The sequence below is a fragment of the Microbulbifer halophilus genome (assembly GCF_026183675.1).
GTDB classification, from domain to species: Bacteria; Pseudomonadota; Gammaproteobacteria; order Pseudomonadales; family Cellvibrionaceae; genus Microbulbifer; species Microbulbifer halophilus.
On the sequence record NZ_JAPIVK010000001.1, the window covers coordinates 71992 to 94667 of the forward strand.

Genomic DNA, 22676 nt, shown 5'->3' on the forward strand with positions numbered 1-22676 from the left:
CACCTTCTCCGCCGCGGACCACCCCGCAGGCCTCCGCAATCTGAAGTCGAGATATGCCCGACCAACTTTCCCACCGCTTCTGCACCGCGCCGCTGATGGATTGGAGTGACCGTCATTGTAGATATCTCTGGCGCCTGCTGAGCCGTCACGCGCTGCTGTACACGGAAATGGTCACCACCGGCGCCCTGATTCACGGCGACCGCGAGCGGCACCTGCAGTTCGATGCCGCGGAGCTGCCGGTGGCGCTGCAGCTGGGCGGCAGCGATCCACGGGAGCTGGCGGCCTGTGCACGCATGGGCGAGCAGTGGGGCTACAGCGAGATCAACCTGAACTGCGGCTGCCCCAGCGACCGGGTACAGTCCGGGCGCTTCGGCGCCTGCCTGATGGCGGAGCCGGAGCTGGTGGCCGAGGGACTGGCGGCGATGCGCGAGGCGGTGTCCATCCCGGTCACGGTCAAGCACCGTATCGGTATTGACGACATGGAGGACTACGCCGGCCTGTCGCGCTTTGTCGAGGCCCAGGCGGACGCCGGAATCACCACCTTTATCGTGCACGCACGCAAGGCCTGGCTGGACGGCCTCAGCCCACGGCAGAACCGCGAGATACCGCCGCTCAAATACGACATGGTCTACCGGTTGAAACGGAACTACCCGCAGTTGGAGATCGTGCTCAACGGCGGTATCGACAGCATCGACGAATGCCGCGGACACCTGCGGCAACTGGACGGTGTTATGCTGGGGCGCGCGCCCTACCAGATGCCCAATCTGCTGGCACAGGTAGACCGCGAACTGTTTGGCGGCGAATCCGGTCCAACCCCGGTGGAAGTGGTCGGCAGGATGCTGCCCTATATCGAACGGCAACTGGGCCATGGCACGCGGCTGAACCACATCACCCGTCATATGCTGGGGCTTTTCCAGGGTGTGCCGGGCGCGCGTCGCTTCCGCCGCCACCTGAGCGAAAACGCGCACAAACCCGGCGCCGGGCCGGAGGTGCTGGAGCAGGCGCTGGCGCTTGTAACACAGGCGGCGTAATAGTTTGGGGACTGGGACTCGCGTAGGGTGCGCCGTGCGCACCCTATAGAGGCACAACACATCTAGGCGCAGCTTCTCGCCCCGCGAAAACAACCAGGCAGGTGAGGGATTCAATGAACAAACTGGAACAACTCAAACAGCGCAGCCAGGTGGTCGCCGATACCGGCGATATCGAGGCCATCCGCCGCTATGTACCGCAGGACGCCACCACCAACCCGTCGCTGCTGTTCAAGGCCGCACAGTTGCCGCAGTACCGCGAGCATATCGCCGAGGCCCTCGCCTGGGCCGGCAGACAATCCGGCAACCGGGCGCAGCTGGCGGCGATGAAGCTGGCGGTATCCATCGGCGGCGAGATACTGCAACTGGTGCCGGGCGTGGTCTCCACCGAGGTGGACGCGCGACTGTCTTTCGACACCCGCGCCAGTATCGACTATGCGCGCCGCCTGATCGGCCTCTACGAGCAGATCGGCGTGGCCCGCGAGCGGGTGCTGATCAAGCTGGCCTCCACCTGGGAGGGCATCGCCGCCGCGGCGGTGCTGGAGCGCGAGGGTATCCGCTGTAACCTGACGCTGCTGTTCAGCTTCTGTCAGGCGGTGGTCTGTGCCGAAGCCGGCGTCACCCTGATCTCGCCGTTCGTGGGCCGCATCCTCGACTGGCACAAGGCCGCCAGCGGCCGCGACGACTTCACCGCCGACGACGATCCCGGCGTACTGTCGGTGCGCAGCATCTACCATTACTACAAGTCCCGCGACTACCCGACTGTCGTCATGGGTGCCAGCTTCCGCAACACCGACGAGATTGAGGCACTGGCCGGCTGCGACCGCCTGACCATCAGCCCGCAACTGCTGCAGGAGCTGGAAGAGGATTCCAGCCCCCTGGCCGGCGGACTGGGGTCCGAAGTGGCCAGCGAAGCGCGGCCGGCGCGGGCGCTGGGCGAAGAGGAATTCCGCTACCAGTTGAACGCCGATGCGATGGCGACGGAGAAGCTGGCCGAGGGCATCCGCAACTTCATCAAGGATCAGGAGCGGCTGGAAGCGCTGCTGCAGGAACAGATGGCCGGGAGTATGGAAAGAGATGTTGCAACAGATTCGTAAACTGTTCGAACAGATCGGCGGCGACGCCGATGTGGAAGTGCGCGATGAAAAAGATGTGCGCATGATCAGCGCCGCGCTGCTGACGGAAGTGGCCACGGTGGACCAGAAGCTCGACGACCGCGAGCGACAGACCCTGGTCCAGGTGTTGCAGCAGCACTACCAGCTGGACGCGGAAACCGCCGGCGAGCTGATGGAAAACGCCCTCGCCCACCGTGAACAGGCCACCTCGCTGTTCGAGTTTACCAAGACGGTCAACGACCAGTTCAGTGAAAAGGACAAATACCTGCTGGTGCGCCAGATGTGGCAGGTGGCGTTTTCCGACGAGGTGATCGAAGCCTTCGAGGAACACCTGATCCGCCGCGTGGCAGAACTGATCTACCTGCCGCACGGCCTGTTTACCCGGGCGCGGGCGGAGGCGAGGGGAATGGAGTGAATGCGGAACAGGGTGTGAGCCCCCTCCCCCCGTTTCCAGCGGTGCGGGCGGCGCACCCTGCGGCTTAGGCGCGGCCCGGATGCGTTAGGCAGCGAAAATGCCAGATCGCGTATTCCTCATCATTCCGCATTAAAAAACATCAGTGCATCTGCACCGAAGGCTTCGAATAGGGCTCGCATTCCCTTTCCAGTGTTTGCACCAGGTCGCGGAAGGTTGCCGCATTCTGTTCGTTCAGGCTCATCAGCACGCGGTGGGCTTCCAGGACTTTTTCCCGCGCGGCGCATTCGTCCGGGTTTTTGCACTGCAGGGGTTCGGGCTTTGCGGAGTAGTCCCGTTCTTCGTCGCTCACTTCGATCAACGATTCGAAACCCATGGCGTCCAGCAGGTGGCGGATGCCCTTGTCGGCGCTCAGGGCGAGGGGCTTCTGGCAGCCGCGCTCCAGCGCGCGAATGGCGATCTTGGCCATCAGGCCCAGGGTGGTGCTGTCGACGCCCTCGGCGTTGTGCAGGTCGAAGACGACATCGTTGAAGTCGTCGTGCGCAAACATTTTGTCGATAAAGTTATCGAAAGAAGTGCAAAGGTTGAGGCGAACGTCGCCGACCAGCTTGATCACGTAGATGCCCTCGTGGGCCCCAACCATAATTTGCCCGGACTGCATAACAACCCCTGGCACATCCAACCCGCCTCGAATGATTCGCGCGCGCGGACGGCAAGTTCACTTGTGGAGAACCAGACTGCGGAGGATCCGGTAAAAACCGCCGCAATACAGTTTTGTGCATAAAGTGGGCGGAGCTTACTCCTGACCGGCGGGACTGGCAAGGGGACTGATGGCGGTGTAACGGACTTACGAGTCACCACCGCCACCCCCTTCCCCGAGCCCACTCCCTGCAGCGGGCAAATCCCCTCTCCCGGGGGAGAGAGTCAGGGAGAGGAGCGCCGTTCGCGGCCACCGGACCTACCCCTGCCGCAACGTCAGAATCGCAATGTCATCCGGCTGCGCCTCACAGGTATCCACATGCAGGGCGGCACAGAGGCTGTCGAGGTCGCCGCGGCTGCTGTCTATGGCGTGCAACAGGTGCGCCTCTCTCTCCAACAGATCTCCCCGCAACAGTTCCAGCACACCGTCAGAGCAGGCCACCAGGCGCCAGCTGGCGGGTAGCTCGGCACAGAGAACCTGCCAGTCGCCGCGGTCGAACAGTCCCAGCGGCCGCCCCTTGCCGGGCAGCCACTCGGCAGCACCCTCTGTGACCAGCGCCGGCATGGGCATCTGACCGGCCACCGCGTAGTGCAGTCGACGCGCGCCGCTGTCGATGGCGCCGACAAACATGCTGGCGTGCTTGTCCAGTCGCGTGGAACGCAATTCGCGGTTGACCAGATCGAGGACCTCCAGCAGATCCGAGTCCAGGGCGTCCAGCCGGGTGAAAAGCGGGCGCTCCCGCAACCGGTGCATGATGCTGTGTTTGATCAGCGCCGTGACCAGCGCCGAGGAGACGCCGTGGCCGGACACATCCACCAGGTAGAAAGCCACAAAGCGCTCGCCGAAGAGACCGTAGTCGACAAAGTCGCCGCTGAGGTAGAGGGAGGGCACCAGCCGGTAGGCGGCCTCGATGCCGCCGGGGTACTGGTAGGGAGTCCGCGGCAGAAGGTGTTGCTGCAGCAGGCGGCCGGCCTGGTGATCCCGCTGCAGCACCTCGACATGATCGTGCAGTTCGCGGTTGCGCCGCTCCAGCTCGTCGCGGTACTCGCGGTTCTGCTGCTTGAGTGTTTCCCCCTGGGTGATGCGGCAGATGGCGTGATCGATGACGGCCACATCCTCGATCGGTTTCAGCAGGTAGTCCGCAGCACCCAGGCGCAGAGCCTGCACCACATCGCCCACCTGGCTGTTGGAGGACAACACCACTACCGCGGTTTCCGGCGACAACTGCTTGATCTTTCTCAACACCTCCAGCCCCCCCATATCGGGCAGGTGCAGGTCGGTGATGACGATCCGGAACAGGCCCGGCGCGAATTTGCCGATGCCCTCTACACCGCTCTGGGCTACGGTCACCTGGTATCCCAGACGCGCCAGCGCGCGTCGCACGAATTCGCGCGACGGCTGGTCCTCTTCAATCAGTAACAGGCTGTGGAAGTCGACCATGAAGTGGCCCGTCTGCAGGCAGCGGAGTCAGAAATCGTATTCGTCATCGTCGATATCGCTGCCGAAATCGTCCTCCTGCTCGCCGTCCACAACGAGATAGTCGCGCCGCTGCAGGTAGGCATCCCGCAGCAGCAGGTAGCGATCGCCCTGCAGCAGGGTTTCCGCCTGGAGCAGGCCCGCTCGGGTCTGGATCAGGTCGGTGCCCTTGAACGCATAGCGGGTGGCATCGTGGTCGATATGGGTCAGGGGGTTGGTATACCAGTCCACAGCCTGGCCCGGCACGCCCCGCACCGTGGACGGCCCCATAAACGGCAGCACCAGATAGGGCCCCGAGGGCACGCCCCAGGCCGCCAGTGTCTGGCCGAAGTCTTCGCCGTCGCCGGCCTCGAGCCCCATATGCTGTGCCACGTCGAAGAGGCCGGCAACACCCACGGTGCTGTTGACCAGCAGGCGGCCGGTATCGTTGCCCACCCGGCCCCATTTCCACTGCAGCAGACCATTGAAGATATTGGTGACTTCGCCCAAATTATTGAAGAAGTTGCGAATACCGGTCTGCATGAAGATCGGCGTAATCTGGCGATAACTGGTGGCCACCGGTTTCAGCACCCAGCGGTCGGCGGTGTCGTTGAAGCGGAAGATGGCGCGGTTGAACCCCTCCCAGGGATCCCGCTCCGCCGGTTCCTCCTCGCTGGCGAAGGCACCCGCCGGATCGAAACCGTATTCATCTTCCAGCGATGCGCCGGATTCATCGGTATCCGACCCGGTGTCGCCACCCTCGGCAAAGGGGTCACCACCATCGGCGGCCGGCTCATCCGCCTCCGGGGTCTCCTGCTCCGCGGCCGGTTCAACCGGTTCGTCAAACGGATCCTGCGCCGCCACCAGCGCCGGCGCGGCGGCCAGTATCGCGGCGAACAACCAGGGCAAATAAACTGTGCGTCCCAGCAAAACCCTGCTCCTCTCTTTTCTCAACCTTGCGTGGGCAGGGATTCTACCGCCCCAGCCAAGTGCTAACCACCCTCGGCAGCATAGCAGTTGGCTCAATTTTCCGATCTGAATCATCGATATTTCGTATTGCTTGAAGAGGGGGAGCACGTAGCTCCATGGCCATGACGTCCTCCTGCCTGATTTTTCCACCACACCGTCCCCTCTCCCCCCGGGAGAGGGTTAGGGAGAGGGGAGTTATTGCGATGGCAACCGGAAGCCGGCGATCACATCGAGCCCCAGCAGCTTCTGCAGCAAGTCGCGCCCGAAACCGAGCACCGCCCGCTCGTCCGCCTGTGGCAATTCCGACGCCAATCGTCGTAGCAGCCGGCGGCCGCTGGCCGGTTCCGCCTCCGCCAGTTGCAATAGGCGCGCGGTGACGGCGTTGGCCTCCATGAAGCCCACCTCGTCTTTGCGGTCGCGATAGACCAGCAGGAAAGTCGGTGTCTCCGGCGGCTCGGTGGGTCGGTAGGACGGCCCGATACGGTGCACCGGGTAGCGGTAACTGAGATTCCACGCTAGCGGCGATACCACCGGCACCAGTTCCAGCGGATCTCCCTCCGCCAGCAGACCGGACGGCCAGGTTTCCGGACTCACATCCAGCGCCAGTTCCACCCACTCGTAGTGAGCCAGTTCCAGCAGGAACGGCGGGTCACTGGTGTACGACTTGCGCTCGTTTTGCAGATAGTGCAGGAATTCTTCGCCAATCTGCAGGAAGTAGGGGCTGGCGGACGCGTGGCGCGAGACAAAATCCCGCACCAGCCGGTGCCAGTCGCCGTCCCCGTAGAGGCGGCGCAGCACCGGAAAACCGCCGGCGATAAAGGATTCGATATTGTTGTAAATCAGGTCGCGGTAGATCGACAGGCGCCGGTCCTCGATATCCGACGGCGCCGCGTGGCGATCCGGCGCGCGCAGGTGGGCGGCGAACTGGCGCTGCAGCCGCTGAAAGCCGGGGTCATCGACAGCCGACATGCACCGCCTCCCCGGCTTCCGCCTGTATCGACCGGATCCGCGCCACTTCCACCAGCAGTTCCGGCAGCGGCGGGATATTGAAATCCCGCTCCAGCAACGTGGGCACGGGGCCGTGAATCCGGTAGGCCTGCTCCAGCAATTCCCACACCGGGTCGATCACCGGCGCGCCGTGAGTGTCGACCTTCAGGTCCTCCGCCTCGTCGAAATGCCCGGCCACATGGGCGTAGCGGATCCGCTCCGCGGGCAGGCCGCGCAGGAATTCCAGCGGGTCGTAGCGGTGGTTGATCGAATTCACATAGATATTGTTGACGTCCAGTAGCAAGTCGCAGTCCGCTTCCTCCAGCACCGCATTGAGAAAGGTCAGTTCATCCAGCTCGCGGCCGGGCGCCGCGTAATAGGAGACGTTTTCCATGGCGATACGCTGTTCCAGCAGGTCCTGCACCTGCCGGATCCGGCCGGCGACATGGTGCACCGCCTCCTCGGTAAACGGGATCGGCAGCAGGTCGTACAGATGGCCGTGATCGGAACAGTAGCTGAGATGCTCGCTGTAACAGCGGATATCGTGCTCGCGGATAAAACCTTTCACCGACCTGACCAGCTCCAGGTCCAGCGGCGCCGGCGAGCCGATGGACAGCGATAGGCCGTGAATCACGAACGGGAAGCGCTCGGTGTATTCGCGCAGCCAGCGGCCGAAGCGGCCGCCGACACCGATCCAGTTTTCCGGTGCCACTTCGAGGAAGTCGACGGCATCCGGCGAAATCGATTCGTCCACCATCGAGCGGCGCAGCCCCAGGCCGGCGCCGTCGACGGGATAGTGTTCCGGGTGATCGACAGACATCAGTGCATCCGGGAAGGAGTGACGGATTGCGAGCGAAATCCCCGCAGGCGATGGCCGCGGCCATCGCCTGTGGGGAACAGGTTTACGGCAGGGTGCGGCTGTCAGCCGCCGCAAGTGCCCTCTTTTTTCTTGCCTTCACCGCACTTACCTTCGCCGCACTTGCCCTCTTTCTTCTTGTCCTCGCCGCATTTGCCTTCGCCGCATTTTCCCTCTTTCTTCTTGTCTTCGCCGCAGCGACCCTCTTTCTTTTTATCGCCCTCATCCTGCTCATTGGCGGCGAGGTTGTAACCGGAAGAAAGCTCCTCCGCGGCGAAGGGGTTGGCGTCGGCGTGGCCGGCGGACACATGCATGGCGGCCGATGCCAGGAAGGCGGCGCCGACGGCAGTCGCTACCGGGGTAAGATTTTTCTTGGACATAAGCGATTCTCCTGAATATAACCCTGGAATTTGGCACATCTGTACGGAATGACGATACACAAACCGACATCACGGCATTATAGTCCGACGGTCGCATTTTCAGACTACAGACTTCCCGGCACAGTTTCGACAGAAACCTCCCAGATGCGAACTCTGTCATTCTTTCAGCGTACCTATGCGGCAAATGGCCCCTCGCGGTCGATTTCCTGCCACAGTTTATGCAGGCGTTTGGCAGAGACCGGCATCAGGGTTTTCAGGGACTGGGCAAACAGGGATACGCGAAACTCTTCCAGCATCCAGCGGTACTGCTGCAGTTGCGGCTCCGCGGCCAGGGCGCGCGGCGTGTGCCGCTCCGCCAGGGCCAGCCAGGGTTCGGCGGCCTTGCCGAACTCCGCCTGCAGGCGCCGGTCGCGGTTCGGGTCCAGCGCCGCCTTTTCCAGGCGCATGGTAATGGCCTTCAGGTAGCGACCGTACTGGCGCAACCACTCCAGCGGCGTATCGAACAGGAAACCGCGGTAGAAGAGCCCGGCGAGCTGCTGCTGGATATCTCCCACCGCCATGGCCACGGCCAGGTTTTTCTGTTGCTTGATCTGTTTGCGCAGCGGCACCAGCTGCGTCAGCGCCTTGACCAGCAGCTCGGCGATTTCCTGGGCGGTGGCCACCAATTGGTCGCTCTTTTCCAGCGCTGCCAGAAACTCCTGCTCTGTGCGCGGCCAGTTGTCCTCCGGCCAGAACAGCTCGCGCGCGGCGGCCAGCAGGATATCGTCCGCCACATCCTCGCGCCTTCCCAGATCGGCGGCGGAGAGCCCCAGCTCCCTGCCGCGCAGCAGTTCCTTGCGCAGGTATTTGACCGGTTCCGGCAGGTGCAGCAGCGCCAGGCGGCAGATGCCGGCGCGGGACAATCGCCGCGCCTCGCCGGGGTTGTCCAGCAATTTCAGCGCCACGCTGTCCTTTTCCTCCACCAGTGCCGGGTAGGCGCGCACTTTGAGGCTGCCCTGCTGCAGGGTATGGGTCTCGGGCAGGTCGCCAAAATCCCAGCGGGTGATCTGCTCGCGCTCGAAGTCGTCGCCGCTGGTGGCCAGCTCTTTCTGCACCCGGTCGCGGTAGCGCGCCTGCAGCGGGGCCAGGTCGCGGCCCTGGTCGAGCAGTTTTCCGGCCTCATCCAGCACCTGGATATTGAAGCGGTAGAAGTCCTCCAGCGACTGCTCCGCCGCCTGCCAGTCCGCATCCGGCACCTGCTGCGCCGTCTGCCGCTTGAGCTCGACGGCCAGGGACTGCCACAGCGGCACATTGTCCGGCTGCATACGCGGCAGCGCCCTGTCCACGGCCGCCGGCACCGGCACAAAATACTTGCGCCACTGCTTGGGCAGATTTTTCACCAGCGCGATGCACTTGTCCCGCAGCAGCCCCGGCACCAGCCAGGACAGGCGCGCCGCCGGCACCTGGTGCAGGGCTCCCACCGGCACCTGGATGCTGACACCGTCCTCGGCGCTGCCGGGCTCGAAGTGATAGCCGAGCGGATATTCGATACCGCCCGCCTGCAGCGTATCGGGGAACTGCGCCTCGCCCACATGCTCCGCGGTCTGCTGCATCAGCAGTTCCCGCGGGACAAACAGCAATTGCGGGTCTTTCTGTTCGGCTTTTTTGCGCCAGTGCTCGAAACCGGCCAGGTTGACGATATCCGCGGGTATCCGCTCGTCGAAAAAGCGGAAGATCACTTCGTCGTCCACCAGGATATCCCGGCGGCGAGACTTGGCCTCCAGGTCTTCCAGCTCCCCCAGCAGGTCCGTGTAGTGGGTGAAAAACCGGCCCTTGCCGCGGTAGCGCTGCTCCACCAGCGCCTGGCGAATAAACACCTCGCGCGCGGTTTCCGGATCCAGCTTGCCGTAGTGGATGCGGCGCTTCTCCACCAGCACCAGCCCGTACAGGGTGATTTTCTCGAACGCCTTTACCTGGCCGGCGCGGGCGTCGTAGTGGGGCTCGAAATAGTGGCGCTTGACCAGGTGCTCGGCCGCGGCCAACACCCAATCCGGTTCAATCCTGGCCACCGTATGCGCGAACAGGCGGCTGGTCTCCAGCAGTTGCCCCGCCACCACCCAGCGCGGCGGCTTCTTGAACTGGCCGGAACCGGGAAAGATATGGAAGCGCCGGTTGCGGCAGCCGATAAACTCCCTGTTTTCATCGCGCAGGCCGATATTGCCCAGCAGGCCCGGCAATATTGCGCGGTGGATCGCGGCGTAGTCCGCCGGTGTATCGCCATCCGCGCCCACTTTCATGTCCATCTGCCGGCAGGCGATGCGCAACTGGTAGTGGATATCCCGCCACTCGCGCATGCGCTGCCAGGAAAGGAAATTTCGCTGGCACCATTTGCGCAGCTGGTTCTGACTCAATGCCTGGCGCTGTTCCTCGAAGCCGTCCCACAGCTGTACGAAAGACAGGAAGTCCGACTTTTCGTGCTGCCACTGCCGGTGTTTTTCGTCCGCGGCCTGGCGCTTTTCCGCCGGGCGCTCGCGCGGATCCTGCACCGCCAGTGCACTGACGACCACCAGCATCTCCCGCAGGCTGTCGTGCTCTTTGGCCGCGGCGGCCACCAGCATGCGGCCCAGGCGCGGATCCAGCGGCAGCCTCGACAGGGCGCGGCCCAGCGGGGTCACTTTGCCGCGGGCGTCCACCGCCTGCAGTTCCTGCAGCAGTCTGTAGCCGTCGTTGATCAGGCGCTGGTCCGGCGGGTCCACAAAGGGGAAATCGCGGATATCGCCGATACGCATCTGCAGCATCTGCAGGATGACCGCCGCCAGGTTGGTGCGGAGTATCTCCGCATCGGTGAATTCCGGCCGCTGCTCGAAATCCTGTTGGTCGTAGAGACGCACACAGACGCCGGCACGGACGCGGCCGCAGCGGCCGGCGCGCTGGTTGGCGCTGGCCTGGGAAATGGCCTCCACCGGCAGCCGCTGGATTTTGCTGCGATAGCTGTAGCGGCTGATACGCGCCGTGCCCGGATCGATCACATAGCGGATGCCGGGTACGGTGATCGAGGTCTCGGCGACGTTGGTGGCCAGCACGATGCGGCGGCCCTTCGAACCGGAGCGAAAGACCCGGTTCTGTTCCGCGAGGCTCAGGCGCGCGTACAGGGGCAGCACCTCTAGCTGCGGGATTTGTGCGTGGCGCAGTGCCTTGGCGCACTCGCGGATCTCGCGCTCGCCACTCATGAAGACCAGGATGTCGCCGCCGCGTCGGCCGCCGCTGGCTTTTTCCTCCTGCAACAGTTCTTCCGTGGCCGCGATCAACTGCTCGCTCAGGTCTGCGTCGCTATCCGCCGGCGGGCGGTAGTGAATATCCACCGGGTAGGTGCGGCCGGATACCTCGATGATGGGCGCGTCGTCGAAATGCCGGGAGAACTTCTGCAGGTCGATGGTGGCGGAGGTGATGATCAGTTTCAGGTCCGGCCGTTTCGGCAGCAGGGTTTTCAGGTAGCCGAGCAGGAAGTCGATATTGAGGCTGCGCTCGTGGGCCTCGTCGATGATCAGCGTGTCGTATTTGCCCAGTAGTGGGTCACGCTGGATTTCCGCCAGCAATATGCCGTCGGTCATCAGTTTGACGTGGGTCTGCTCGGTGCTGTGATCGGTAAAGCGCACCTGGTAGCCCACCGATTGTCCCAGCGGCTGTTGCAGCTCCTCGGCGATGCGGTTGGCCACGGTGCGCGCGGCGATGCGGCGCGGCTGGGTGTGGCCTATCTGGCCGTAGACACCGCGCCCCACTTCCAGGCAGATCTTCGGCAACTGGGTGGTCTTGCCCGAGCCGGTCTCCCCGGCCACCACCACCACCTGGTGTTCCGCCACCAGCCTGGCGATCTCCTCGCGCCGCTCCACTACCGGCAGCTCTTCCGGCCAGGTGATTTCCGGCAGCTTCTGCCGGCGCGTTTCGGCCAGGACCCGGGAGACCTCCAACTGCTCCGCCAACTGGCCCAGCATACGATCCGCCGGCTTGCCGTCGCGCAGGCGCCGGCGGGCATTCTTCAGTGTCTTGCGCAGGCGGTGGCGATCGCGGCCCATACACAGGGAAATCTGCTCTTCCAGGGCTTGCGGATCGCTCTCGCCTCGCGGGTTGGGGGCTCTGTCTCGGGCGTGACTCATAATTCAGGGCCATTGCGACAAACGGGCGATTATACCCGCCGCGGCCGACGGCTTCACTGGCACAGCCCGCGGGCGTTGGCGTTGATCTATACTTGAGCGGAGACAGGGCCCGGCCCGGGCCCCGGCAATCGCCTGCACGGCAGGCGCCCGCAGCACAGATCCCGGTGCCGCGCTCCCGAACCGTCACTTGCGAGCTGTATCCATGCAAGAACCCAAACCCAGGCCCCCGGCCGACGCGGGGGAAATGCTCGGTCACCCGAAGGGGCTCTACCTGCTGTTCGGTACCGAGATGTGGGAGCGTCTCAGCTACTACGGGATGCGCGGTATCTTCGTGTTCTACCTGACTTCGGCCAGCACCGCGGCGGTGTTCGGCTGGGACCGGTTGTCCGATACGGAGCTGCAGTCGAAGGCACTCTCCTACCTGGGCTGGTACGCGATGCTCGTCTACCTGACGCCGATCATCGGCGGCTGGATGGCGGACAACAAATGGGGCCAGCGGCGCTGTATCATCTTCGGCGGTGTGCTGATGATGCTGGGGCAGTTCTCCCTCGGCTTCCCCCACGCCTGGCTGCCGGACGGCAGCGAGATCACCATGCTGTGGCTGGGCCTGGCGCTGCTGATTGTCGGCAACGGTTTCCTCAAGCCGAACATTTCCACCATGGTGGGCGACCTCTACGACGAGGGCGACCACCGCCGCGACACCGCCTTCACCATTTTCTATATGGGCATCAACCTCGGCTCGATCCTCGGCTACCTGGTGATCGGCTGGATCGGCGAGAAGGTGAACTACCAGCTGGCATTTTTTGTCGCCGGACTGGGCATGCTGCTGGGATTGCTACTACAGGTGACCCAGGCCCGGCGCTACCTGGGCGAAATCGGTATACAACCGTCGGCAAAGCTCGGCCCGACATCCAATATCGAGGACAAACGCCAACCCCTGACGCCGGAGGAGCGGGACCGCATCCGGGTGATCCTGATCCTGGGGGTATTCACGGTGATCTTCTGGGCCGGTTTCGAGCAGGCGGCAGGCTCCATGAACCTGTTCGCCAAGTACAACACCGATCTGCATATCCTGGGCTGGGAGATTCCCGCCAGTTGGCTGCAGATGGTCAACCCGCTGTTTATCATCATCCTGGCACCGCTGATCGCCAGCATCTGGGTGGGCCTTGGCGACCGCGAACCCACCTCGCCGGGAAAATTCAGTATGGGCCTGATCTTTCTCGGCCTGGGCTTCGTCTCCATGTGCGGCGCGGCGCTGCAGATCGGCGACTCCGAAACCCTCAAGGCCAGTATCTGGTGGCTGGTGTTCGCCTACATATTCCACACCGTGGGCGAGCTGTGCCTGTCGCCGATCGGCCTTTCCATGGTCACCAAGCTCTCGCCACTGCGCTACCTGTCGCTGATGATGGGATTGTGGTTTGCGTTTATCGGTATCGCCAACAAGGGTGCGGCGGAGATCGGCAAGCTGGTGGGCGAATCGGGGCCGCTGGCCACCTTTGGCGGCGTCGCCATTGCGGCGATCGGTGCGGGTATTCTGCTGTTTCTCCTGCGCGACAGGCTGGTGGACTGGATGCACGGCGCCGAGGAGGAACACACCGAGATCACGTCCGCCACCAGGGAGGAAATCGGCATCACCGCGGATCACGAGGGGGCACCGCGGCGGCATTTTGGTGAATGAGGAATGGGGAATGGGGACAGGGCATGAGTCTCCTTCCTCCGTTTCAAGCGGTGCGCACGGCGCGCCCTACGGATCGGGCGCGGCCCGGATGCGTTAGGCGGAGACAGTGCCGGACCGCGCATTCCGCATTAACTTCACCGCCCTTTCACCAGCCGCGCAATGGCCCGATCCATGCCCTCGAGCGTCATCGGGAACATCTGGCCGCCGACAAGCTTGCGGGTCATGCCGATGCTGGGAGTGTACTGCCAGTACTCCTCGCCCACCGGATTGAGCCAGACCAGGTCGCTGTAGGTGTCCGTGACCCGTTCCATCCAGGCCGCACCGGGCTCTTCGTTCATGTGCTCGACGCTGCCGTAGCGGTGGGTGATTTCGTAGGGCGCCATGGAGGCATCGCCGACGAAAATTACCTTGTAATCCTTGCTGTAGGTGCGCAGCACTTCCATCAACGGGGTGGTTTCGTTGTAGCGGCGCCCGTTGTCTTTCCACACGCCTTCGTAAATGAAGTTGTGGAAATAGAAATACTCCAGGTGCTTGAACTCGGAGCGGCAGGCGGAGAAGAGTTCCTCGCACACCCGCACGTAGGGATCCATGGAGCCGCCCACATCGAAAAAGATCAGCACCTTCACCGCGTTGTGGCGCTCCGGCACCATCTTGATATCCAGCAGACCGGCGTTGCGCGCGGTGGATGAGATGGTGTCGTCCAGGTCCAGCTCTTCGGCCGCACCGCTGCGGGCGAACTTGCGCAGTTTGCGCAGGGCCACCTGGATATTGCGGCTACCCAGGGCGACGCTGTCGTCCAGGTTTTTGAACTGGCGCTTCTGCCAGACCTTGGAGGCGGAGCGGTTGCGGCTGTTGCCGCCGACGCGGATACCGCCGGGGTGGTAGCCGCTGTTGCCAAACGGACTGGTGCCACCGGTACCGATCCAGCGATTACCGCCGCTGTGGCGTTCCTTCTGCTCTTCGAGGCGCTTGTGGAATTCCTCCAGCAATTTTTCCAGACCGCCCAGGCTTTCCACCTTGGCCTTTTCCTCCTCGGAGAGCTGCTTCATGAATTCCGCGCGCAGCCAGTCTTCCGGAATCATCTGCTCGATCACATCGTCGAGGGTTTCCAGGTCCTGGAAATAGGCATCGAAGGCGCGGTCGAATTTGTCGAAGTGCTTTTCGTCCTTGACCATGCAGGTGCGGGCGAGGAAATAGAATTCCTCCAGGTCCGCAAACACCAGCCGCTGCTGCAGCGCCTCGAGCAGGGCCAGCAGTTCGGTGGTGGAAACCGGCAGTTTGTAGCGGCGTAAATTAAGGAAAAAGCCGATTAGCATATTGATCCCCGAAGATCGGGGCGAAGGTGCCGATGCCGGATGGCCCTTTGTGGGACTGTCTGCGAGAGGGACCTCGCAGACAAGCCTACAGGGATGTATTTACGGGGGGACGCCTAGTCCGTGCCCGCAAAAGGCCACCCGGCCTCGGCACCGCCACCCAGGTTGAACGAAGCCTACCGGTTCTCGCGTCGTGCCATAAAGGCGAGGCGCTCGAGCATGTGTACGTCCTGCTCGTTTTTCAGTAGGGCGCCGTAGAGCGGCGGAATCGCGCTGGTGTTGTCGCGGTTTTTCAGCACCTCCTCGGGAATGTCGTCGGCCAGCAGCAGTTTCAGCCAGTCGATCAACTCGGACGTGGAGGGCTTTTTCTTCAGGCCCGGCACGTCGCGCAGCTGGAAGAAGATATCCATCGCCTCGGCCACGAGCTGCTGCTTGATCTCCGGGAAGTGCACGTCGATGATCTTGTGCATGGTGTCCCGGTCCGGGAAGCTGATGTAGTGGAAGAAACAGCGGCGCAGGAAGGCATCCGGCAGTTCCTTCTCGTTGTTGGAGGTGATGATCACGATGGGACGCTGCTTCGCCCGGATCGTCTCGCCGGTCTCGTAGACAAAGAACTCCATGCGGTCGAGTTCCACCAGCAGGTCGTTGGGAAATTCGATATCTGCCTTGTCGATCTCGTCGATCAACAGCACCACCTGCTCGTCCGCAGTAAATGCCTCCCAGAGCTTGCCGCGCTTGATGTAGTTGCCAATATCGTGAACCTTGTCCACCCCCAGCTGGGAATCTCGCAGGCGCGATACGGCGTCGTACTCATACAGGCCCTGCTGTGCCTTGGTGGAGGATTTGATATGCCACTGGATCAGGTTCAGCCCCAGGCTCGCGGCCACCTCCTCGGCCAGCAGCGTCTTGCCGGTGCCCGGCTCGCCCTTGATCAGCAGCGGACGCTGCAGCGTGACCGCCGCGTTCACTGCCATCTGCAGGTCTTCGGTGGCTACATAGCTCTCGGTACCGGTGAATTTCATTGTCGCTCCAGTCAGTGGGGATTCTGCTTGAGAGCGCATGGTAATTGATCGGGGGAAGCGGATGAAAGGCGGAAGCGCTCAATCTTATTGACGACTTCTGGGCGGGCCACAGGCCCGCTTGCCGAGCTGGGGCTCGGCGCTCCCGGCGGCCGCTAGCGGAGCTGGAGCTCCGCGTTCCCGGGGGAAGTACTGCGGCGGTGCACCACCTGGCGGCCCTTGTCGGTGATATACCAGCGAATGCCCAGATGGCTGTGGATCTTGCCCACCATTTCCAGTACCAGCAGGCTGTTCAGTGCGCGGGCGGCGGAGTTGGTTTCCATACCACTGTCCTGCACCATGCCGGAAAGGGAACGGAATACACAGTCGCCGTTGTTGAGCAGGTTGAGTACCTGCAGGGCGTTGTCGTCCAGTTTGCGGATCTGGTTGAAATCCAGACTGGGGCCCTGCTCCGTGTCCCCTTCGATCTCGTGTTCCAGCAGCGGCATCATCTCCAACTGCATGGCGCGCAGCTCCTGCTCCAGATTCTCCACCCGCGCGCGGGCAATACTGGCATCCCGCAACTGGCGGCGGGCGGCATTGAAGACGAACATGCGCGAGGCAATGGCGGCCATCAGGCAATAGCCGGTAAACAGCAGCAGGCGCGAGGGATCACCCTGGATCTCGATCAGCAGGTCACTCTGGGTAAACTTGAGGAAAATGGGCACCATCAGGGCACCGCACAGCCCCATGATCAGGCAGCGCGCCAGGCCGGCGGGGTCCTCCTCGGTAAACAGCATCTGGTAGTAGTTGACCAGGCCGCCGAGAATGCCCGAAACCAGCATTACCGCGGTCAAGATGAGCAGATGGTCGAGCATCCGGTTTCCTCAGCCCTGCACAGCCGAGACAGCGAGTGCCTCCTGCTTTTGCCGGCATTTTTCTAATGAGAACGACGCCGCGCCATGGCGGAGCCAGCCCTATTAGATATAGCAGTTGTCACCGGGGAGGGGTGCGGCGGAGAGGAGGATGTGACGCCATTGATCACTGAACAATGACCAATGAGTAATTAACAGTACTGCGGATCATCGGTCATTGCCGCTGGTTCACTGCTCATTGAGATACGGGTTTTCCTCGAACTCGCGGCGCTTTTCGCGGCGATGGCGGAGGTAGAGACCGACGAGTCCGATCAGGGCCAGCAATCCCAGTGCACCGCCGGTGGCGAATACCAGGTTCGCAGTTACTTCGGGCCTGGCACCCTCCTCTTCGAACAGGGTCTGGTAGACAAACAGCGGCAGCACCGGCATCGACGGCGCCTCCGGCACACCGCTGCGGGCGGGGACCAACAGGGCTGCGGCAAAGGTCACCAGCAGCGCGCGGCGCAACCAGTTCCAGCTCCAGTTGCGCATAAACCACCAGCCCGACAGCAATAACACCACCGTGCCGGCGGCATAGATGGTCCAGGCAATTCGATATTCTTCAGCCATAGTCTTTTTCGTTCTTCAGACGGCTCACCTGGCCGCCATTCATTCTTGAATGCGTAGTTTGGAGTTCGCGGGGCTCAGTCCAACCTACGCCACTGTTCGCCTGCAAGGCAGGTTCCTATGAGTCGTCACCGACCCAGGTGACGATATGTTCTTCGAAGTCATCCGGGTGCACCAGTTCCTCACTGACCACAGCATCGCGCACCGATATGCCGGCCCGGTGCACCGTTTCCGCCGAACCCGATACCAGCGGGTGCCAGTCCGGCAGCGGCCTGCCCTCGGCCAGGGTGCGGTAGGCGCAGGTGGGGGGCAGCCAGTGGAATTCGCGCGCATCCTGCGGGCCGAGCTGGATGCAGTCCGGTACATGCCGTTTGCGATGCGGGTAGTCGCCGCAGCGGCAGGAGTGGGTATCCAGCAGGCGGCAGGCGACGTTGGTGCTGTAAACCTCGCCGCTGTCCTCGTCTTCCAGGCGGTGCAGGCAGCAGCGGCCGCAACCGTCGCAGAGGGATTCCCATTCGGCGCCGGTCATCTGCTCGAGGGTTTTGCGCTGCCAGAAAGGCGCTTCGCCGCTCACAACCGCCAGCTCTCAGCGCTGCAGTTTGCTGTTCTGCGCCGCGATCGCGCGCATCTCGTCGTCGCGCGCCGGCGGCATCTGCAGGTAGTAGCCGCGCTCGCGGATCTCTTTCAGGATGCCGTCCGCCTCTGCGCGGGCCAGTTTCTTTTCCGGTGTCAGCAGCATGGTCATCAGGTGCCTGGGCCGGCCGAACAGTTCCAGCAGTTTCTCCGGTACATGCGCGATGCCCTCGCGTTTGTCGACGTAAAGATACATTTCCTCTTCGCGCGGGCTGCGGTACACGTCACAGACGGTTCTCATGGCACTTTTTCTCCGCGCAGTTCGGCCAGGGTATCGAGCAGTGTCTCGCCAACGACACCGGCGCGCCAGCCGGCCAGCCGGCCTTCCAGCCGGGGGCTTTTTGACTGCACCAACGCTTCCAGCTCTTTCTTGCGCACCAGTATTTCCGGCGGCAGGCCCGCCCGCTCGGCGACGCTGTTCACTTCCTTGCGCAGCGCTTTCAGCCAGTCGCCCTCGCGGCGGTTGAGCGGCTGCGGCAGGCGCGGCGGCGCATCGCTGCGCGCGGCGGCGCGCTCGATGACCTGCAGCAGAATGTCGCCGTACTCCCGCAGGGTGCGCCCCTCGAGCCCGGGCTGGGCCATGGCGGCGGCATGGGTGGGAATTTTCTGGGCCAGGTCCAGGCAGATGTTTTCCTTCAGCAGGTGGTTGCGGGGGATATCCCGCAGGCGCGCCTCGCGTTCGCGCCAGGCACACAGATCCTGCAGCACCGCCAGTTGTTTGCCGCGCAGGCGCCAGGCACCCTTGACCCGCCGGTAGTAGAGCTCCGGCGGCTGCGGATTGCGGGCGGCGGCCACCAGGGCCGCACAGTCCTCTTCCAGCCACTCCAGGCGATCCTGTTCGCGCAGGCGCTTGATTAGCACGCCGTAAACCGGTGGCAGCCAGGCCACGTCGAGGGCGGCGTAGTTTTTCTGCGATTCGCTCAGGGGACGCTGCAGCCAGTCGGAGCGGGTCTCGCTCTTGGGCAGCTCGATATGGAGCAGCTCCCGCACCGTGGCCGCGTAACCCAGCCCCGCCTTCATGCCACAGATGCCCGCGGCGATCTGGGTATCGAAGATTGGTTCCGGCACAACGCCCAGCAGCCGCTCGAGGGTTTCCAGGTCCTCGCTGCAACTGTGCATGATCTTGGTTACATCGGTATCCAGCAGCAGATCCTGCAGCGGTTGCAGATTATCGATGGCAAGATTGTCGATCAGGAAGCAGTGTTCGCCGTCGCCCACCTGCACCAGCGCGGGCAGCGGGTAGAAGGTACGGCTGCGCATGAACTCGGTATCCAGCGCAATGGCATTCTGCCCGCGCCAGCGCCGGCAGAGTTCCGCCAGTTTTTCGTCGCTGTCGATCCAGATGGGGTTGGTATCCACTTTCAGCATGTTCACCTTCAGGTACCCGTGGAAAATGCAGTGCGGCTGTTGAACGCGTGCGCCAGGGTACCGCCGTCGATGTATTCCAGCTCGCCGCCAATGGGTACGCCGTGGGCGATGCGGCTCACGGCCACGCCGCGCTCTGCAGCGCGCTCGGCGATAAACTGGGCCGTGGCCTCGCCCTCCACGGTGGGATTGGTGGCGATGATCAGCTCCCGCAGTTCGCCGCCGGCCAGGTGCTGCTCCAGCAGGTCGATGCCGAGGCTGTCCGGTCCCACGCCGTCGATCGGCGACAGGTGGCCGTGCAGCACGAAGTAACGGCCGTGGTAGTTGCCGGCCTGCTCGATCGCCAGCACGTCCGCCGGGGTTTCCACCACGCACATGGACTGGCGCTCGCGCCGGCTGTTGTTGCACAGGGCGCAGACGTCCTGTTCGGTCAGGGTGCGGCACTGGCTGCAGCGGCCGACCTTCTCCACCGCCTGCTCCAGGGTGCGGGCCAGGGTGCCGGCGGCATCCCGGTCCTTTTCCAGCAGGTACATGGCCATACGCTGGGCCGACTTGGGACCCACGCCCGGCAGGCAGCGCAGGGCGCGGATCAGGTCTTCAATCAGGGGGCTGAACATAAATTCGCGGTCTGGAACTCAAAAGGGGAATTTGAAGCCTTCGGGCAGGTTCATGCCGCCGGCGAGGCCGCCCAGCTGCTCTTTCTGTAGCGCCTGGGCCTTCTCCTCGGCGCGGCGCACGGCATCGTTGACCGCGGCGGCGAGCAGGTCCTCGAGTATCTCCCTGTCTTCACTCATCAGGGAGGGATCGATCTCCACCGCCGTGACATCGTGGCGACCGCTCATGGTGACCTTGACCATGCCGGCACCGGCCTCGCCGCAGACGCGCAGGTCATTCAGTTCCTGCTGCACCTTCTGCATTTTTTCCTGCATGTCGGCCTGCATCTTCTGGGCCTGCTGCATCAAATCGCCCATACCTTTCATTGGCTTTGCTCGCTCTCAAGTTCTTTCAGATATTCCACCGAGTCCGGCACCAGTTCGGCGTCCAGCTCGCTCTCCAGCTCCCGCACCACCGGGTCCTGCGACAGGGCGTCGCGGGCCGCAGCGTCGCGGGCCTCGCGGGTGGCGGCCACCAGCCGCGCCGGGGTGCCGCCCTGCACTGCGCCCACCTGGATCTGGACCGCGACCGGCTGCCCGAAGAAGTCTCCCAGCACATCCGCCAGGCGGCGCTGGTGCACCTCGTCGTACAGGCTGCTGTAGGACTCGTCCAGGGTAAAAGACAGTATATTGTCCTGCCTGCCGACCAGCTCCAGGTGGAAGGCAATGGAGTGCAGTATGCCGCTGATGCCCAGTTGGCTGTAGAGGGCCGGCCAACTGCCGGGGGTGAGGGCGTCGAGGCGGGCCGCGGGTGTTTCGGGGGTGTTGCTGTCGGGACCCGGGAGGTTATCGGGACCCGGGGTTGGCGGCACCGGGGCCGATTCGACTTCCGCTACCTGTTGGCGAAGTTGGTCGACCACGGAAGCGGGTGGTGACTGTTCGGATTGGGGAGCACTGGGGCCGGGATCCGGGGAGTGCGCCTCCGGAACCGATTCTGCTTCTGCCAACTGCTGGCGACGTTGTTCGGCCTCTGAAGTGCTGGGTGCCTGTCCGGGTCGGGGGGCGCTAGCGTCGGGACCCGGGGACTGCGGCTCCGGGGCCGATGCTGCTTCAGCCAGCTGCTGGTGGCGCTGTTCGGCCCCTGAAGCGCTGGATGACTGTTCGGGTTGTGGGGCACTCGGGTCAGGCCCCGGGGCCGGCTCCGCTGGCGCAGCGGTTTCCACAGCAGCACTGCCGACCGCCGCGGTCGGCTCGGGGTCAGCTATCGGCTTTTTTGCCTCGGCGCCCCCTTCCCGGGTCCCGTTATCCCCCGATGCCTCCAGCTTCGCCGAGGGCACATCCGCCACCCCCTGCGGCCGGAAAGCCAACATTCGCAACAGCGCCATCTCGAAACCGCTGCGCGGATCCGGCGCCAGTGGCAGGTCGCGTCGCGCCAGCAGTGCCATCTGGTAGTAGAGCTGGACGTTTTCCGGCGCCAGTCGGCCGGCGAGCTGCCGCAGCCGCTCGCCGTCGCCGAGGGCGTTATCGATCGAGCCGGGCAGGACCTGGGCCACGGCGATGCGGTGCAGGTTGTTGGCCAGCTCCGCCAGCGCTGCGCCGAAATCCGGCGCCTGCTGGGCCAGCTCGTCGACAGTGGCGAACAGCGCCGGGGGGCTCTCCTCCGCCAGCGCCTGCAGCAGTTTCCACACCAGGCCGGCATCGATACTGCCGAGCATCGCGCGCACTTCCGCCTCGGCAATCTTGCCACCGCCGAAAGCGATGGCCTGGTCGGCCAGGCTCATGGCATCGCGCATGCTGCCGTCGGCGGCGCGCCCCAGGTGCCAGACGGCAGCCTCCTCGAAGGGCACCATCTCCTGCTCCAGCACGAAGCGCAGGTGTCCCACCACCCGCTTCGGGCTCATGTTCTTGAGGTTGAACTGCAGGCAGCGCGACAGCACCGTCACCGGCAGTTTCTGTGGGTCCGTGGTCGCGAGCAGGAATTTTACGTGGGGCGGCGGCTCCTCCAGGGTCTTCAACAGGGCGTTGAAGGAGCTGTTGGAGAGCATGTGCACTTCGTCGATCAGGTAGACCTTGTAGCGGCCCCTCGTCGGCGCATACTGGACGTTTTCCAGCAGCTCGCGGGTATCCTCGACCTTGGTGCGGGAGGCCGCGTCCACCTCGATCAGGTCGACGAAGCGGCCGTCGGCGATCTCGGTACAGGCGCTGCACTGGCCGCAGGGCTCGGAGCTGACGCCGCTCTCGCAGTTCAGGCACTTGGCCAGGATACGCGCAATGGTGGTCTTGCCCACGCCGCGGGTACCGGCAAACAGGTAGGCGTGGTGCAGGCGGCCGTTATCCAGGGCATTGATCAGCGCCTGGAGCACATGCTCCTGACCCACCATTTCCCGAAACAACCGCGGCCGCCATTTGCGCGCCAATACTTGATAACTCATCCGCTCTCCAGCGCCCCACGGCGCCATCCTGTGACTGAATGCGGGGCCATTATAACGGTATCGGCGCCGAGGCATAGGACGGCAATCCTCGACCCTGGCAACGGACTGGTCACGGGCCTCGTCGTCGCCGTAGAGCCTGTGATATAAC

Annotated in this window: 21 protein-coding genes; 4 read left to right on the plus strand and 17 right to left on the minus strand. The window is 63.8% G+C overall.

The window, feature by feature from the left end; translation table 11 throughout:
* Positions 1–53 precede the first annotated feature (53 nt).
* From dusA to OQE62_RS00275, 3 genes are all read left to right on the plus strand, one after another.
* Positions 54–1031, plus strand: coding sequence for a tRNA dihydrouridine(20/20a) synthase DusA (gene dusA / locus OQE62_RS00265; RefSeq protein WP_265719975.1), 978 nt, complete (start codon positions 54–56; stop codon positions 1029–1031).
* A gap of 113 nt (positions 1032–1144) precedes the next feature.
* Positions 1145–2125 (plus strand): transaldolase, encoded by a 981-nt coding sequence (tal, locus tag OQE62_RS00270; protein WP_265719976.1) that lies wholly within the window; start codon positions 1145–1147, stop codon positions 2123–2125.
* Positions 2106–2558: a tellurite resistance TerB family protein gene (locus OQE62_RS00275; protein ID WP_265719977.1), complete on the plus strand. Its 453-nt coding sequence runs from the start codon at positions 2106–2108 to the stop codon at positions 2556–2558. The genes tal and OQE62_RS00275 overlap by 20 nt, the downstream gene beginning before the upstream one ends.
* A gap of 139 nt (positions 2559–2697) precedes the next feature.
* Here OQE62_RS00275 and OQE62_RS00280 read toward each other — a convergent pair whose 3' ends face one another.
* The 7 genes from OQE62_RS00280 to hrpA all read right to left on the minus strand — a co-directional run bounded on the left by OQE62_RS00280 (position 2698) and on the right by hrpA (position 12035).
* Positions 2698–3216: an STAS domain-containing protein gene (locus OQE62_RS00280; protein WP_265719978.1), complete on the minus strand. Its 519-nt coding sequence runs from the start codon at positions 3214–3216 to the stop codon at positions 2698–2700.
* A gap of 297 nt (positions 3217–3513) precedes the next feature.
* Positions 3514–4695, minus strand: a complete 1182-nt coding sequence (locus OQE62_RS00285; protein ID WP_265719979.1) for a PP2C family protein-serine/threonine phosphatase — start codon at positions 4693–4695, stop codon at positions 3514–3516.
* Between the two features lie 27 nt (positions 4696–4722).
* Positions 4723–5640 carry an MlaA family lipoprotein gene (locus tag OQE62_RS00290; protein ID WP_265719980.1) on the minus strand — a complete coding sequence of 306 codons (918 nt, stop codon included), beginning with the start codon at positions 5638–5640 and terminating at the stop codon, positions 4723–4725.
* A 234-nt stretch (positions 5641–5874) separates the two neighbouring features.
* Positions 5875–6648 (minus strand): HvfC family RiPP maturation protein, encoded by a 774-nt coding sequence (locus OQE62_RS00295; protein ID WP_265719981.1) that lies wholly within the window; start codon positions 6646–6648, stop codon positions 5875–5877.
* Positions 6632–7486 (minus strand): HvfB family MNIO-type RiPP peptide maturase, encoded by an 855-nt coding sequence (locus OQE62_RS00300; protein ID WP_265719982.1) that lies wholly within the window; start codon positions 7484–7486, stop codon positions 6632–6634. The genes OQE62_RS00295 and OQE62_RS00300 overlap by 17 nt, the downstream gene beginning before the upstream one ends.
* Before the next feature lie 101 nt (positions 7487–7587).
* The gene (locus OQE62_RS00305) at positions 7588–7902 is read right to left on the minus strand and encodes an HvfA family oxazolone/thioamide-modified RiPP metallophore (RefSeq protein ID WP_265719983.1); all 315 of its coding nucleotides are present in this window, start codon (positions 7900–7902) and stop codon (positions 7588–7590) included.
* A gap of 173 nt (positions 7903–8075) precedes the next feature.
* Positions 8076–12035, minus strand: coding sequence for an ATP-dependent RNA helicase HrpA (hrpA, locus tag OQE62_RS00310; RefSeq protein WP_265719984.1), 3960 nt, complete (start codon positions 12033–12035; stop codon positions 8076–8078).
* A 202-nt stretch (positions 12036–12237) separates the two neighbouring features.
* On the opposite strand from hrpA, the gene OQE62_RS00315 reads away from it, so the two are divergent.
* Entirely contained in the window at positions 12238–13713 is a 1476-nt protein-coding gene (locus OQE62_RS00315) for a peptide MFS transporter (protein ID WP_265719985.1), read from the plus strand.
* Positions 13714–13847: 134 nt separating this feature from the next.
* Here OQE62_RS00315 and OQE62_RS00320 read toward each other — a convergent pair whose 3' ends face one another.
* The 10 genes from OQE62_RS00320 to dnaX all read right to left on the minus strand — a co-directional run bounded on the left by OQE62_RS00320 (position 13848) and on the right by dnaX (position 22528).
* Complete coding sequence (locus tag OQE62_RS00320; RefSeq protein ID WP_265719986.1) at positions 13848–15029, minus strand: vWA domain-containing protein; 1182 nt, start codon at positions 15027–15029, stop codon at positions 13848–13850.
* A 173-nt stretch (positions 15030–15202) separates the two neighbouring features.
* Positions 15203–16048 carry an AAA family ATPase gene (locus tag OQE62_RS00325; RefSeq protein WP_265719987.1) on the minus strand — a complete coding sequence of 282 codons (846 nt, stop codon included), beginning with the start codon at positions 16046–16048 and terminating at the stop codon, positions 15203–15205.
* A 152-nt stretch (positions 16049–16200) separates the two neighbouring features.
* Positions 16201–16902, minus strand: a complete 702-nt coding sequence (locus OQE62_RS00330; protein ID WP_265719988.1) for a YEATS-associated helix-containing protein — start codon at positions 16900–16902, stop codon at positions 16201–16203.
* A gap of 225 nt (positions 16903–17127) precedes the next feature.
* Entirely contained in the window at positions 17128–17508 is a 381-nt protein-coding gene (locus OQE62_RS00335; RefSeq protein ID WP_265719989.1) for a GlyGly-CTERM sorting domain-containing protein, read from the minus strand.
* Between the two features lie 115 nt (positions 17509–17623).
* A complete protein-coding gene (locus OQE62_RS00340; RefSeq protein ID WP_265719990.1) occupies positions 17624–18079 on the minus strand; it encodes a YcgN family cysteine cluster protein in 456 nt (151 codons plus the stop codon).
* Between the two features lie 12 nt (positions 18080–18091).
* On the minus strand, positions 18092–18379 hold the full coding sequence (locus OQE62_RS00345; protein ID WP_265719991.1) for a YcgL domain-containing protein: 288 nt from the start codon (positions 18377–18379) through the stop codon (positions 18092–18094).
* Positions 18376–19506, minus strand: a complete 1131-nt coding sequence (rnd, locus tag OQE62_RS00350) for a ribonuclease D (RefSeq protein WP_265720119.1) — start codon at positions 19504–19506, stop codon at positions 18376–18378. The genes OQE62_RS00345 and rnd overlap by 4 nt, the downstream gene beginning before the upstream one ends.
* Before the next feature lie 8 nt (positions 19507–19514).
* Positions 19515–20120 carry a recombination mediator RecR gene (gene recR, locus OQE62_RS00355; protein WP_265719992.1) on the minus strand — a complete coding sequence of 202 codons (606 nt, stop codon included), beginning with the start codon at positions 20118–20120 and terminating at the stop codon, positions 19515–19517.
* An 18-nt stretch (positions 20121–20138) separates the two neighbouring features.
* Positions 20139–20483, minus strand: a complete 345-nt coding sequence (locus OQE62_RS00360) for a YbaB/EbfC family nucleoid-associated protein (protein WP_265719993.1) — start codon at positions 20481–20483, stop codon at positions 20139–20141.
* Positions 20480–22528 (minus strand): DNA polymerase III subunit gamma/tau, encoded by a 2049-nt coding sequence (gene dnaX / locus OQE62_RS00365; protein WP_265719994.1) that lies wholly within the window; start codon positions 22526–22528, stop codon positions 20480–20482. Before dnaX ends, OQE62_RS00360 begins: the two co-directional genes overlap by 4 nt.
* Positions 22529–22676 lie beyond the last annotated feature (148 nt).

Bases quoted from the DNA above. Each gene is read 5' to 3' on its own strand.
- OQE62_RS00275 (WP_265719977.1), top strand. From the start codon at position 2,106: ATGTTGCAACAGATTCGTAAACTGTTCGAACAGATCGGCGGCGACGCC.
- OQE62_RS00320 (WP_265719986.1), bottom strand. From the start codon at position 15,029: ATGCTAATCGGCTTTTTCCTTAATTTACGCCGCTACAAACTGCCGGTT.
- OQE62_RS00330 (WP_265719988.1), bottom strand. From the start codon at position 16,902: ATGCTCGACCATCTGCTCATCTTGACCGCGGTAATGCTGGTTTCGGGC.
- tal (WP_265719976.1), top strand. From the start codon at position 1,145: ATGAACAAACTGGAACAACTCAAACAGCGCAGCCAGGTGGTCGCCGAT.
- OQE62_RS00305 (WP_265719983.1), bottom strand. From the start codon at position 7,902: ATGTCCAAGAAAAATCTTACCCCGGTAGCGACTGCCGTCGGCGCCGCC.
- OQE62_RS00325 (WP_265719987.1), bottom strand. From the start codon at position 16,048: ATGAAATTCACCGGTACCGAGAGCTATGTAGCCACCGAAGACCTGCAG.
- recR (WP_265719992.1), bottom strand. From the start codon at position 20,120: ATGTTCAGCCCCCTGATTGAAGACCTGATCCGCGCCCTGCGCTGCCTG.
- OQE62_RS00315 (WP_265719985.1), top strand. From the start codon at position 12,238: ATGCAAGAACCCAAACCCAGGCCCCCGGCCGACGCGGGGGAAATGCTC.
- OQE62_RS00295 (WP_265719981.1), bottom strand. From the start codon at position 6,648: ATGTCGGCTGTCGATGACCCCGGCTTTCAGCGGCTGCAGCGCCAGTTC.
- rnd (WP_265720119.1), bottom strand. From the start codon at position 19,506: ATGCTGAAAGTGGATACCAACCCCATCTGGATCGACAGCGACGAAAAA.
- OQE62_RS00345 (WP_265719991.1), bottom strand. From the start codon at position 18,379: ATGAGAACCGTCTGTGACGTGTACCGCAGCCCGCGCGAAGAGGAAATG.
- OQE62_RS00280 (WP_265719978.1), bottom strand. From the start codon at position 3,216: ATGCAGTCCGGGCAAATTATGGTTGGGGCCCACGAGGGCATCTACGTG.
- OQE62_RS00300 (WP_265719982.1), bottom strand. From the start codon at position 7,486: ATGTCTGTCGATCACCCGGAACACTATCCCGTCGACGGCGCCGGCCTG.
- OQE62_RS00360 (WP_265719993.1), bottom strand. From the start codon at position 20,483: ATGAAAGGTATGGGCGATTTGATGCAGCAGGCCCAGAAGATGCAGGCC.
- hrpA (WP_265719984.1), bottom strand. From the start codon at position 12,035: ATGAGTCACGCCCGAGACAGAGCCCCCAACCCGCGAGGCGAGAGCGAT.
- OQE62_RS00335 (WP_265719989.1), bottom strand. From the start codon at position 17,508: ATGGCTGAAGAATATCGAATTGCCTGGACCATCTATGCCGCCGGCACG.
- OQE62_RS00285 (WP_265719979.1), bottom strand. From the start codon at position 4,695: ATGGTCGACTTCCACAGCCTGTTACTGATTGAAGAGGACCAGCCGTCG.
- dusA (WP_265719975.1), top strand. From the start codon at position 54: ATGCCCGACCAACTTTCCCACCGCTTCTGCACCGCGCCGCTGATGGAT.
- dnaX (WP_265719994.1), bottom strand. From the start codon at position 22,528: ATGAGTTATCAAGTATTGGCGCGCAAATGGCGGCCGCGGTTGTTTCGG.